Origin of the sequence: Novosphingobium sp. KA1, from assembly GCF_017309955.1 — a bacterium.
Taxonomy (GTDB): Bacteria; Pseudomonadota; Alphaproteobacteria; order Sphingomonadales; family Sphingomonadaceae; genus Novosphingobium.
In genome coordinates, this window is record NZ_CP021248.1 from 1,174,264 (window position 1) to 1,186,580 (window position 12,317).

At 65.3% G+C, this 12,317-nt stretch carries 14 protein-coding genes; 10 read left to right on the plus strand and 4 right to left on the minus strand.

Going from position 1 to position 12,317, the window contains the following annotated elements; all coding sequences use genetic code 11:
- Positions 1–5 precede the first annotated feature (5 nt).
- Complete coding sequence (locus CA833_RS23045) at positions 6–1,202, minus strand: efflux RND transporter periplasmic adaptor subunit (protein WP_207080333.1); 1,197 nt, start codon at positions 1,200–1,202, stop codon at positions 6–8.
- A 325-nt stretch (positions 1,203–1,527) separates the two neighbouring features.
- Here CA833_RS23045 and CA833_RS23050 point away from each other — a divergent pair, with 325 nt between their 5' ends.
- The gene (locus tag CA833_RS23050) at positions 1,528–1,761 is read left to right on the plus strand and encodes a hypothetical protein (protein WP_207080334.1); all 234 of its coding nucleotides are present in this window, start codon (positions 1,528–1,530) and stop codon (positions 1,759–1,761) included.
- 158 nt (positions 1,762–1,919) lie between these two features.
- Here the strand turns inward: CA833_RS23050 and CA833_RS23055 are convergent, their stop codons facing one another.
- The gene (locus tag CA833_RS23055) at positions 1,920–2,096 is read right to left on the minus strand and encodes a hypothetical protein (protein ID WP_185928841.1); all 177 of its coding nucleotides are present in this window, start codon (positions 2,094–2,096) and stop codon (positions 1,920–1,922) included.
- Positions 2,097–2,434: 338 nt separating this feature from the next.
- Here CA833_RS23055 and CA833_RS23060 point away from each other — a divergent pair, with 338 nt between their 5' ends.
- From CA833_RS23060 to CA833_RS23095, 8 genes are all read left to right on the plus strand, one after another.
- Positions 2,435–3,106, plus strand: coding sequence for a hydrolase (locus tag CA833_RS23060; RefSeq protein WP_207080335.1), 672 nt, complete (start codon positions 2,435–2,437; stop codon positions 3,104–3,106).
- Between the two features lie 112 nt (positions 3,107–3,218).
- Entirely contained in the window at positions 3,219–4,055 is an 837-nt protein-coding gene (locus CA833_RS23065) for an alpha/beta fold hydrolase (protein ID WP_207080336.1), read from the plus strand.
- Positions 4,056–4,081: 26 nt separating this feature from the next.
- On the plus strand, positions 4,082–4,354 hold the full coding sequence (locus CA833_RS23070; RefSeq protein WP_207080337.1) for a DUF1427 family protein: 273 nt from the start codon (positions 4,082–4,084) through the stop codon (positions 4,352–4,354).
- A gap of 92 nt (positions 4,355–4,446) precedes the next feature.
- Positions 4,447–6,294 carry an amidohydrolase gene (locus CA833_RS23075; protein WP_207080338.1) on the plus strand — a complete coding sequence of 616 codons (1,848 nt, stop codon included), beginning with the start codon at positions 4,447–4,449 and terminating at the stop codon, positions 6,292–6,294.
- Between the two features lie 161 nt (positions 6,295–6,455).
- A complete protein-coding gene (locus CA833_RS23080; protein ID WP_207080339.1) occupies positions 6,456–7,340 on the plus strand; it encodes a glyoxalase in 885 nt (294 codons plus the stop codon).
- Between the two features lie 3 nt (positions 7,341–7,343).
- The gene (locus CA833_RS23085) at positions 7,344–7,772 is read left to right on the plus strand and encodes a DoxX family protein (RefSeq protein WP_207080340.1); all 429 of its coding nucleotides are present in this window, start codon (positions 7,344–7,346) and stop codon (positions 7,770–7,772) included.
- On the plus strand, positions 7,765–9,138 hold the full coding sequence (locus tag CA833_RS23090; RefSeq protein WP_242526439.1) for an alginate export family protein: 1,374 nt from the start codon (positions 7,765–7,767) through the stop codon (positions 9,136–9,138). The genes CA833_RS23085 and CA833_RS23090 overlap by 8 nt, the downstream gene beginning before the upstream one ends.
- A gap of 108 nt (positions 9,139–9,246) precedes the next feature.
- A complete protein-coding gene (locus tag CA833_RS23095) occupies positions 9,247–9,951 on the plus strand; it encodes a YoaK family protein (protein WP_207080341.1) in 705 nt (234 codons plus the stop codon).
- A 168-nt stretch (positions 9,952–10,119) separates the two neighbouring features.
- Here CA833_RS23095 and CA833_RS23100 read toward each other — a convergent pair whose 3' ends face one another.
- Both CA833_RS23100 and CA833_RS23105 read right to left on the minus strand, forming a co-directional pair.
- The gene (locus CA833_RS23100; RefSeq protein ID WP_185928840.1) at positions 10,120–10,296 is read right to left on the minus strand and encodes a hypothetical protein; all 177 of its coding nucleotides are present in this window, start codon (positions 10,294–10,296) and stop codon (positions 10,120–10,122) included.
- A 133-nt stretch (positions 10,297–10,429) separates the two neighbouring features.
- Positions 10,430–11,323, minus strand: coding sequence for a LysR family transcriptional regulator (locus tag CA833_RS23105; RefSeq protein WP_207080342.1), 894 nt, complete (start codon positions 11,321–11,323; stop codon positions 10,430–10,432).
- Between the two features lie 116 nt (positions 11,324–11,439).
- Between CA833_RS23105 and CA833_RS23110 the strand changes: the two genes are divergently transcribed.
- Positions 11,440–12,237 carry an SDR family NAD(P)-dependent oxidoreductase gene (locus CA833_RS23110; protein WP_207080343.1) on the plus strand — a complete coding sequence of 266 codons (798 nt, stop codon included), beginning with the start codon at positions 11,440–11,442 and terminating at the stop codon, positions 12,235–12,237.
- Positions 12,238–12,317: the final 80 nt, after the last annotated feature.

Sequence of the window (12,317 nt, forward strand, 5' to 3'; positions counted from 1 at the left end):
GCGGCTCAGACCGGGGGCGGGCCCATCGGCCCCTGGTTGCTCTTGGCCGCCGTGCTCGCCTCGCCGACAACCACGGATTCGCCTTCCTTCAGGCCCGAAAGAACTTCGGCACTGATGTTGTTGTCGATGCCTATGCGCACCTTGCGGGCCGCGATCTTGCCGTCATCACCCTTCACGCGCACCGTATAAGTCCCGTCCTTGCCCTTGGCGCCAAGCGCGGTCGAGGGGATCATCAATGCATTGGCACGCTTGGCGAGAACAATGCTGACCTTGGCGGTCATCAACGCGCGCAGGCGGCCGTCCTCGTTGGGGACCTCGAACAGCGCGTTGTAGTAGATCGCCGAATCCGACGTGCTGCTGCTGGAGGAGGTCGAAGTGCTGGAATCGACCTCGTTGACGATCGATTCAGGGGCAGGTTCGATCAGCCGAAGCTTCGCCTGATAGCGCTTGTCGGGATCGCCGAGGATCGTGAAGTAGACCGGCAGGTCAGGCTTTACGTTGATGACGTCGGCCTCGGACACTTCGGCCTTCACCGTCATGACGTCCAGCTTGGCCAGGATGACGATCGTCGGCGCCGACTGGTTGGCGTTGACGGTCTGGCCCTGCTTGGTAACGACCGAGACGACCACGCCGTTCATCGGCGCGGTGATCTTGGTGTAGCCAAGTTGCACTTCGGCGGTATCGACACTGACGGTCGCCGCACGGATCTGCGCCTGCAAAGCATCGTAGCTGGCCTGTGCGGACTGCAGTTCGGCGCGGGTAGCCTCGAAATCGGCCTGCGAGGTCGCCTCGCCCGAACCCAGTGCCTGCTGGCGGCGATAGGCAAGCTGCGCCTTGGCCAAAGTGGCCTTGGCCCCGGCCAGTTGCGCCTGCATGTTGGCCAGATCGGCCTTGGCGGTTTCCAGGCTGTTGGTCTGGGTCCGCTGGTCGATCATGCCGATCAGGTCCCCCTGATGGACAACATCGCCGACCGCCACATGCAGTTGCTCCAGCCGCCCGGACACCTGCGCGCCGACGCTGACCAGTTCCTTCGGCTCCAGCGCGCCGGTGGCCTCGACCGTCTGCTCCATTTCTCCGCGCGTGACTTTCGCCGTCGCGACAACGGGCTCGGCGGGGCCGGAGAACAGCTTCCACGCAAGGAACAGGGCAAGGGCGGCGGCAACGGCGATGCCACCGATCACGAGACGGCGCTTGGTCGACATGCACGCCGGTATGGCGGCAGAACCCTGTCTTGTGGGTTAAGAGTTTGCGCAGGAATGTAAGGATTGTGTAAATTTTATCGCACTGAAACATGGACTTCGCGGCGACTGGCCAGGCGTGGCGACGAATGGTGCCTTTGACGCGACGAGACCGCGACAGAGCCCGGGCTTACCGTTGACTTTAAATTCTCTACCATTAAAGTTGAGAATGAAGCGAAGAAGCGTCGGCAGGCGCATTACCGCCCGCTAGCGTTCCGCGCTTCCCACTGTCCCGTCCGACTTTCGGGCTGCGGCAGAACGAGGAAGTATCGCAAGAGGAGAGACGCAAATGGCTCGGAACGATTATCATGTGATCCCGCAGGGTGACCGCTGGACGGTCACGCTCCACGGCGTTGCCCTGGCCGTTTTCGCGGACATGAAGGCCGCACTCAACCGCGCGATCGATGCCGCCCACCAGGCCGGCATGGCCGGACACGATGCCCAGGTGCTGATTGCCGATCCGGCACAGGATCCGCGCACCAAGTGGATCTTCGGACTCCATCCCTATCCGCCCACCGCGTAATTCCGGCTACCCACGGCGAGGCTGCCTTCCGCGACCACCTCGCCGCCGGGACCATGGGCGCCTGATTCTTGTCCGCACATCCCGCATCAACGGGAAAGCAGCAAGAAACGGCGCCCTGTTTGTATCCAGGCCCTGCCGAACATCCGGCAGCGCAGCCCTCATCTCCGGCGGGCCGCCTTGAGCAAGGCGTAACTGCTGATCGCGCACAGCCCGAGCGCGAGCACGAAACCACTTCCCGCCCCCCATCTGGCCCCGGTCGGCCCGCCTAGAAACCCGCCAAGCGCCAGCCCGATCAGCGGCAGGACAACAAGGGCAAGGCATCCGATGGCGACCACGCATTCTCTCCTGTGAAACCGTCCACGCCGCCTAGCACCGCGACCGGGCCCTGCCTCGCCCATTTTTCGCAGGCGCCATTACATTTCCGCACGGCTGACCGCGTGGTATAGCCCGAACCTGTCCTGTTGGATGAGCGCCCCCATACTAAGGTTGCCCCTACCAACGGTTGATACCCAGCGGACGCTCTTGAGGGCACAATCGCGGCGTTCGACGACATTTCAATTTCATCGAATGTTTTTAGCGATTTTATCCGGATTTTCCATTCGACGAAACCGGGCAACAAAGGCTTCACCAGACGCCGCCCCGGCACTGACACTTTGAGGACAGGAGCTTTCCCATGACCGTCACCGCAACCCCGACCGCCACCGCAACCCCCGGCAAGTCGCTGATCTCGCCTGACAATCACGCGCTTGTCCTGATCGACTTCCAGTCGCAGATGGCTTTTGCCACCAAGTCCATCTCGGCCGAGCTGCTCCGCAACAACGCCGCCCTGATCTCGCGCGGCGCCAAGTCGTTCGGCGTGCCCACCATCCTCACCACGGTTGCCGAAAAGAGTTTCTCCGGCCCGATGTTCGACGAGATCACCGAAGCCTTCGAAGGCCAGAAGATGCTCGACCGCACGAGCATGAACACCTGGGAAGACGAAGGCGTGATCGAAGAGATCAACCGCATCGCCAAGCCCCGCATCGTCTTCGCCGGTCTGTGGACCTCGGTCTGCATCGTCGGCCCGGTTGCCTCGGCCATCGACCAGGGCTTCGAAGCCTACGTCATCACCGACGCCTGCGGCGACATTTCGACCGAAGCGCATGAGCGTGCGGTGGAGCGCATGATCCAGCTCGGCGCCGTGCCGATGACCTCGCTCCAGTACCTGCTCGAACTGCAGCGCGACTGGGCCCGCACCGAAACCTACGACAGCACCACCGGCATCGCGAAGAAGTGGGGCGGCGCGTACGGCATCGGCATCAACTACGCCAAGACCATGTTCGGCGCTTCGGAAGGCGCGCACTGATTTAAAGCTCGGGACTGGCGGCCGATCCCCCCATCCGGCCCTCACCGAAGGTCGCCGGTCCCCACCCTTCCCTCCCCAAATCCCTCTCCCAACCCACCGAAGGATCAGCATCATGGCATACGTAACCACCAAGGACGGCACCCAAATCTTCTACAAGGACTGGGGCCCGAAGGACGCCCAGCCGATCGTCTTCCACCACGGCTGGCCGCTCTCGTCGGACGACTGGGACGCGCAGATGCTGTTCTTCCTCTCCAAGGGCTACCGCGTCGTCGCCCATGACCGCCGGGGCCACGGCCGCTCGCAGCAGGTGAGCGAGGGTCACGACATGGACCACTACGCCGCCGATGCCGCGGCGGTGATGGAACACCTCGACCTCAGGAACGCGGTCCACATCGGCCACTCGACCGGCGGCGGCGAAGTGGCTGCCTATGTCGCCCGCTACGGCATCCCGCAGGGCCGCGTCGCCAAGGCTGTGCTGGTCAGCGCGGTGCCGCCGATCATGCTCAAGACCGAGCGTTACCCCGGCGGCCTGCCCATCGAAGTGTTCGACGGCCTGCGCGCCGGCCTTGCCGCCAACCGCTCGCAGTTCTTCCGCGATGTCGCCTCGGGCCCGTTCTACGGTTTCAACCGCGAAGGCGCGAACGTGCTGCCCGCCGTGATCGACAACTGGTGGCGCCAGGGCATGACCGGCAGCGCCAAGGCCCACTACGAAGGCATCAAGGCCTTCTCGGAAACCGACCAGACCGACGATCTGAAGGCGATCACCGTCCCCACCCTCGTCCTCCACGGCGATGACGATCAGGTCGTCCCCTACAAGAACGCCGGCGTGCTCCAGGCCGAGATCCTGCCGAACGCGACGCTCAAGATCTACGAGGGCTTCTCGCACGGCATGCTGACCGTCAACGCCGATACCATCAATCCCGACCTGCTCGCCTTCGTGCAGGCCTGACCCAGAGACACCGGGGAGACTGAACCATGAAACCCTACCTTCTCTCGATTGCTGCCGGGCTGCTGGTGGGCGTGGTCTACAGTCTCCTCGGTGTCCGTTCGCCGGCGCCGCCGATGATTGCCCTGATCGGGCTTCTCGGCATCCTCCTCGGCGAACAGATCGTTCCGCTGGCGAAGAGGATCTGGGCGCACGAGGAAGTCGCCCGGTTCGTCCAGACCGACTGCCGCAAGCACGTTCTCGGCCGCCTGCCGGGCGACAAGTTCCCCTGTCGCACCTCCGACCACAAGGGCGAGGCGTGATCACCCGCCGCCATGCATTCCTCGGAGCGGCGGCCACCTCCCTGCTGCCCTCCATGCTCACCGGCCAGACCGCCCGATCCAAGGAAGCCCCCATGACCGATACGATCATCGTCAACGCCAAAGTGACCACGCTCGACCGCGAGAACCCGCAGGCCGAAGCGGTAGTCATCCGTGACGGCAAGTTCCTGACCGTGGGCAGCGAACAGGAAGCCCGCGAAGCCGCCGCGCCCGATGCCACGGTGATAGACGCCAAGGGCCGCCGCCTGATCCCCGGCCTGATCGACAGCCACATGCACATCATTCGCGGCGGGCTGAACTTCAACATGGAGCTGCGCTGGGACGGCGTAACCTCGCTGGCCGAAGCGATGGCGATGCTGAAGCGGCAGGTCGACAACACCCCTGCCCCGCAGTGGGTCCGCGTCGTCGGCGGCTTTACCGAGCACCAGTTCGCCGAGAAGCGCCTGCCGACCATCGAGGAACTGAACGCCGTCGCGCCCGATACGCCGGTCTTCATCCTGCACCTCTACGACCGCGCGCTGCTGAACGCCGCCGCGCTGCGCGTCGTCGGCTATACCAAGGACACGCCGAACCCGCCGGGCGGCGAGATTATGCGCGACGGCGCCGGCAATCCGACCGGCCTGCTGCTCGCCCAGCCCAATGCGACGATCCTCTATTCCACGCTCGCCAAGGGCCCCAAGCTGCCGCCCGAGTACCAGCTCAATTCCACCCGCCACTTCATGCGCGAAGTCAACGCGCTGGGCGTGACCGGCGTGATCGACGCGGGCGGCGGTTTCCAGAACTATCCCGACGATTACGACATCATCGAGAAGCTCCATGCCGAAGACCAGCTGACCGTGCGCATCAGCTACAACCTCTTCACGCAGAAGCCGAAGGAGGAACTGGCGGACTTCTCGGGCTGGGTTAAGCAGGTCAGCCCCGGACAGGGCGACGACACCTATCGCCACAACGGCGCGGGCGAGATGCTGGTCTATTCCGCTGCCGACTTCGAGGATTTCCGCGTCGAGCGCCCCGACATGCCGCCCTGCATGGAAGGCGATCTGGAACCGGTCATCCGCCTCTTGGCCGAGCACCGCTGGCCCTGGCGCCTTCACGCCACTTATGACGAGACGATCGGCCGCGCGCTCGACGTTTACGAGAAGGTCAACCGCGACATCCCGCTTCAGGGCATCAACTGGTTCTTCGACCACGCCGAGACCATTTCGGACCGCAATATCGACCGCATCGCCGCGCTCGGCGGCGGTATCGCCGTGCAGCACCGCATGGCCTATCAGGGCGAATACTTCGTCGAGCGCTACGGCGCCAAGGCGGCCGAACGCACGCCGCCGATTGCCCGGATGCTGGCCGCCGGCATCCCCGTGGGCGGCGGCACCGACGCTACCCGCGTTGCCAGTTACAACCCGTGGGTCTCGCTCTCGTGGCTCGTCACCGGGCGCACCGTGGGCGGGCTCTCGCTCTATCGCGGCGACAACCGCGTCAGCCGCGAGAAGGCGCTGCGCATGTGGACACACGAGAACACCTGGTTCTCGAACGAAGTGGGCAAGAAGGGCCAGATCAAGGCGGGCCAACTGGCCGACCTCGCGCTGCTTTCCGACGACTACTTCAGCGTGCCGGACAACGAGATCGTCCACATCCGCTCGATCCTGACGCTGCTGGGCGGCAAGGTGGTGCACGGCGAGGGCGACTATCGCCCGCTCGCGCCGCAGCTGCCGCGCCCGATGCCGGACTGGTCGCCGGTCGCCACGTTCGGCGGCTATTACCAGACGCCGGAGGCCAAGCAGAAGCTCGCCTCCGCCTGCGGCTGTGCCAGTTCCTGCGGCGTCCACGGACACGACCATGCCGCCGCGCTTGGCGCCAATGTTCCCGCCGCCGATGTCCAGACCTTCTGGGGCTCGCTCGGCTGCGGCTGCTGGGCCGTCTGATCCCGCACGGCCCCTCCGGGCGAGGAGGGGCCGTGCCGATACTATTCCATAATTTCGAACGTATTAGTCGATATTATTCGGATCCATGGGATCGCAAGCGCCGCCTAGACAGGTCTTGCCCCACCGAACGGCATCGCTCTCCCCCCATCGGAGCCACAGACATGAAAAGCGTCACCATGATCATCGCAACCGCCATGCTGGTTGCGAGCCCTGCTTTCACGCCTGCTTTCGCCGCCGACTACTCGGTTGGCGCGCAGTACGACACCACTCACGTGTACGTACCGCAGGATCAGTTCGACACGTTCGTTTCCAGCTTCGTCGCCACATTCGGCGGCACCACCAGCAAGCAGGGCGAATTCCAGGTGACGCCGACCAGGAGCCTCACCAAGTCGCAGCTTGTGCTGACGCCTGCAGGCACCGTGTCGGTCTTCGGCTTCAAGACGCCGATCCCCTACCCCTTCGGCGATGAGCGCACCGGCTATCTGGTTACCGACCTCGATGCCGCGGTGAAGTCGGCGCGAAGCCATGGCGCGGTGCGCCGTCTGGAAACCTTCCCCGATCCGATCGGGCGGGATTCGGTGATCCAGTGGCCGGGCGGCGTGAACATGCAGCTTTACTGGCACACCGCCAAGCCGAGCTACACCCCGCTCGAAACCGTGCCGGAGAACCGCATCTACCTGACGGTCGACGCCGCCGATACCTTCATCAAGAGCTGGACCGGCTTCGCCCACGCCAGGATCACCGCCGACGACAAGGCGGCCAATGGCGCCGAGATCGGCGAGCCCGGCAAGATCATCCGCCGCGTCGCGATCACCAGCGGCTACGGCAAGATGGTGGTCTATGTCTCGGACGGCCAGCTGCCCTGGCCCTATGGCCGCGACATGACCGGCTATGCGGTCAGCGACCTCAACGCGACGCTCGCCAAGGCTTCGGCTGCGGGCGTGGAAACGCTGGTGGCGCCGTACAAGTCGGGTGGGCGCCAAGCCGCCATCGTCCGCTTCCCCGGCGGTTACATCGCCGAAATCCACTCAGGCGAGGTGAACTGAGCCATGTCCGGCACCGGCACTCCCAAATTCGTCGCATCGGTGCTGGACTTCGCACCGACGGGGTTTCTCGCCCGCCTCCTGCTGGTGGGCGCCTACCTCGTCGGCGGCCTTACCAAGCTGACCGACTGGCCCAGCGCCATGGCGGAACAGGCCCACTTCGGCCTGACCCCGCCCGCGCTCTGGGCGGCGCTCACCATCGCGGTGGAACTGATCGGCCCGCTGCTGATCCTGACCGGGCGCTTCGTCTGGCTGGGCGCAGGCATGCTCGGCGTATTCACCTTTTTCGCCGCGATGGTCGCAAATGCCTTCTGGACCATGCCGACGGGACCCGAGCGCTTCGGTGCGACCAACGCCTTCTTCGAGCATATGGGCCTCGTCGGCGGGTTCATTCTGGTCGCAATCCTCGCTTACCGGGCGCGGCGCAGTGCCTAGGTTTCTTCCGCTGACATTGTTTGCGGCAGCATTCCTGCCTGGCATTGTCCCAACGGCGGCGCAGGCCGAACCCACCGAAGCCTGGCAGGCCCCCACCCTTTCGATCACCCGCTACGACGAAGACTGGTCGGACCCCGCCGATACCGAAAAGCGCGCACACCACTGGACCGGCCCGTTCAAGTACATCCCCTTCAGCGACGAGGTCTGGCTTTCCACCGGCATCGAAGTGCGCGCGCGCAGCGAGAACCTGGAAAACAACCTCTGGGGCGGTGCCGAGGCGCCGAACGACAGCTACGTCTGGCTGCGCGCCTTGCCCTACGCAGATCTTCATGTCGGCAAGCTGCGTGCTTTCGTTCAACCGATCGCCTCGACTTCGGCCTCCGTCGCGCCTGCGCCGGGCCCGGTGGACAGCACCGGCGTCGACCTGCTGCAGGGCTTTGTCGAAGCCGACCTCGGCCCGGTCACCCTGCGCGGCGGGCGGCAGATGCTCTCGCTCGGCACCGAGCGGCTGATCGGCACCCGCTACGGCCCCAACGTGCCGCTCGCCTTCGATGGACTGCGCGCTAACGTGAAGCTGGGCGCAGCCACCGTCAGCCTGCTCGCGGTAAAGCCCGTCCAGGCGCGCAAGGGCGATTTCAACGACCGCACCTCGCCCGTCAAGTCGCTCTGGGGCGCCTATGCCGCGCTGCCGATGCTCGACCTCTACTACCTCGGTTACCGCAACGATGCGGCGCATTGGGGCACGCGCGAAGGCACCGAGACCCGCCACAGCCTTGGCGCGCGCTGGCACGGCAAGCGCGACGACTGGCACTGGAACGTCGAGGGCGTCTACCAGTTCGGCCGGTTTGCAGGTGGTCCGATTTCGGCCTGGACGCTGGGCAGCGAACTCGGCCGTGCCTTCCCGGACGCCCCGCTTACGCCCGATCTCACGCTGCGCGTCAATGTCGTCAGCGGCGACAGGAACCGGTCAGACAACCGGCTCGGCACGTTCAATGCGCTATTCCCCAAGGGCAAGTATTTCGGCGAACTCTCGCCGGTCGGCCCCTACAACATCGTCAATGCCTATTCCTCGCTTGGCATGCAACTGGCTCCGGATGTCTCGGCCAGCTTCGCCGCCATGGCCTACTGGCGCTATTCTCGGGAAGACGGGATATACGACATCCCCGGCAACCTGATCCGCGATACCGGAAACAGTCGCGCGAAATTCGTCGGCAAGGAAGTGGAAGCGACGCTCGCCTGGCAGGCGACGGCCGAACTCGAACTTTCCGCATCGCTTTCCGCCTTTGCCCCCGGCCGCTTCATCCGCGAGACCGGCTCCGCCAAAACGATCCGCATGCTTGGTCTCGAAAGCAACTTCCGGTTCTGATCGGCATTCCATCGTTTCGAACGAAACGAACGATCTTATGCGGATACCGGCCCTTGCGGCATGGACCTAGACCTGCGGCACTACCTCTCTTTCCCCCCGGAGATCGTAATGACAGCAACACCGCCCCCACCCAGCTCATCCTCCTCGCTCCCACGGCTGCTGTTGCTGCTGTCCGCCACCACCGGCCTCGTCGACGCGGCGTCGGTGCTGGGGCTCGGCAAGGTCTTCACCGCCAACATGACCGGGAATGTCGTGTTCCTCGGATTCGCCGCGGTCGGCACGCCCGGCTTCAGGGTTCTGCCCGCGGTCATGGCGCTGCTGGCCTTCATGGGCGGCGCATGGGGGGCGGGCAAGCTCGCCCGTGCCCATTCCGCCTTGCCGCTACGGCGCTGGCTTCTGCGCGCTTCGGTTGTCGAAGGCAGCCTGCTTCTCGCTGCCGCGCTGGTCGCACTGACCATCGACGTCGCGGCCCAGGCGCCGGAAGCCGCCGTGCTCACGGTGATCGTGCTGACGGGCTTCGCAATGGGCCTGCGCAACGCAACGATCCGTGCCCTGAAGGTTCCGGACCTCACGACGACGGTGCTGACCTTGACGATTACCGGCATCGCCGCCGACCAGACCGGCCGGTCGCCCTCTCCCAACTTCGCGCGGCGTTTTGCGGCGGTTCTTTCAATCTTCCTTGGCGCGGCGCTGGGCGCGGCATTACTGCGCTTCAACCTCGCTGTGCCGCTGGCAGTGGCCAGCATGCTGGTGGTCGGCAGCACGGCGCTGTTCGCCCGCGATCCGGTCTCGGCCTTGCCTCACAAGGTATGAACAGGGTGTGGGCCTGGCGCCCGCACCCGCCCGGGCCGCACCCTGTTCATGCCCGGCGTTGCGCTGGGCAAAAAAACTCCCGCCGGCAAACCGTGCCGACGGGATGACAATGGCGTATCGTGAGTGGGGTCCTGGTCCCGCGCCTGACGAGCCCGGCGGAGGACCTGCTCAGTTGACGAGCGCGCTTCCGGCCTTGCGGCGGCGCCAGGCGTGATCGGCAATCAGGCCCAGAGCGGCCATCGTCCCGCCGGTCAGACCCGCCGTGCTCAGCGCGATGATCACCGGCTGGGCCATGTTGGCATAAGGCCGGGCGCGTTCATGAAGGTTCTCGATCATCCGGGTCATGGCACTGCTCCTGCATGGGGTGCCGGGGGCTGCGCCTCATCGGACGTCCGGCTCGCAGATGCAGATGCGCCTTTTCAGGTTTTCGCGAAATCGCGATAATATAAATCCAAATGTTCGATAATATCGAAAAGCGTTAGATGAACCGCAGCTCCGCCTCGAGGAAATCCAGGAAGGCGCGGATGCGTGAGGCCATGCGCCGATGGCCCACATAGAGCGCGTGGATCTCCTCGTGATCGCCGGGATTGAAGTCGCCGAGAACTTCCACCAGTCGGCCCGCCGCCAGATCGGCGGCGACGTGGAACTGCCCGAGCCGCGCGATCCCGCCGCCGGCCACCGCCATGAGCCGCACCACCTCGCCCGAATTGCCGAGAAACGCGGCCTCGACCGGCCGCTGGACGAGCGCACCATCGATGCGGAACGGCCAACTGTCGAGCGAGCGCCGGAAGCTGAACTGGAGGCAGGCGTGCCGGGCGAGATCGCGCGGGTGCCCCGGCATGCCCCGCGCCTCAAGGTAGGCGGGACTGGCCACCAGCGCCATGGCGCTGCGGGCCAGCTTCTTGGCCTTCAGCCCGGTGTCCCGCAGCGGGCCGATGCGGATCGCGATGTCCGCCCGCGCCTCGACCAGGTCGACCAGTTCATCGGCCAGCGCCAGTTCCACCCGCACCGCCGGATAGCGGGCCAGAAAGCGCGGCAGGATCGGCAGCAGGCACTGGGTCCCGAACGGCACCGAGGCGTTGACGCGCAGCGGCCCCCGTGGGGCTTCCTCGTTTGCCATGAAGCCGCGCTCCACTTCGTCGACTTCGGCGATGAGCCCGGAGACGCGCTCACGATAGACTTCGCCTTCGGCGGTCAGCGACAAGGCCCGCGTGGTGCGGCTCACCATCTGCACGCCGAGGCGGAGTTCCAGCCTGGAGATCGCCCGGCTGACCGCGGACGGCGTCAGCCGAAGGGCCCGAGCGGCACCGGCAAAGCTGCCGGACTGCGCCACGGCGAGGAAAATCTGCATGTCGCCTAAGCGGTTGTCCATGGCCTTACTCGTGATCCCGATGCACTTCTAAGATGCATTGCCTCGATCTAATCATCAATGTCGACTTCACCTATCTTCCGGCCATCCCTCTCCCCCGAACGTAAAGGAATGCCCAGATGGACCTCAAACTCACCGGAAAGACCGCCCTCGTCACCGGATCGACGGCCGGCATCGGCCTTGCCATCGCCCAGCGCCTCGCAGCCGAAGGCGTCGACGTCGCCATCAGTGGCCGCAGCCAGGACAAGCTCGATGCCGCGGCCGCCGAAGTCGCCGAAGCGGCTGCAAACGGCGGCAAGGTGCGTGCCATACTGGCCGATCCGGCAACCGCACAAGGCGCCGAAGCCCTGATCGCCGCCGTCCCCGCCGCCGACATCCTCGTCAACAACCTCGGCATCTACGAAGCCAAGCCCTTCACCGAAATCACCGATGCCGACTGGCACCACTTCTTCGAGGTAAACGTGGTGAGCGGCGCCCGCCTTGCCCGTCACTATTTCCCGCAGATGCTGGCAAGCGGCTGGGGCCGCGTGATCTTCATCGCCAGCGAAAGCGCACTGGTGATCCCCGGAGAGATGATCCACTACGGCATGACCAAGACCGCGCAGCTGGCGATCGCACGCGGCCTGGCCGAGCAGACGCGGGGCACCGGGGTTACCGTCAATTCGGTCCTGCCTGGCCCCACGCGTTCGGAAGGCATTGTCGAATTCATCCGCTCGGTGGTCGACAACAAGGATGCCCCCGAGGCCGAACGCGAGGCCGAGTTCTTCGCCAGGATGCGCCCGCTCTCGTTGATCCGCCGCCTGATCGAGGCCGACGAGATCGCCGCCCAGGTCGCCCTGCTGGCAAGTCCGCTCGGCGCCATCACCAATGGCGCGGCGATCCGCGTCGAAGGCGGGATCGTGCCGACGATTGCCTGAAATCAGCGATTGAGATGAACGCCTGAATTACCGGCCGCAAAGGAAAACGGGTGGAAGCCATCGCTTCCACCCGTTTTCCC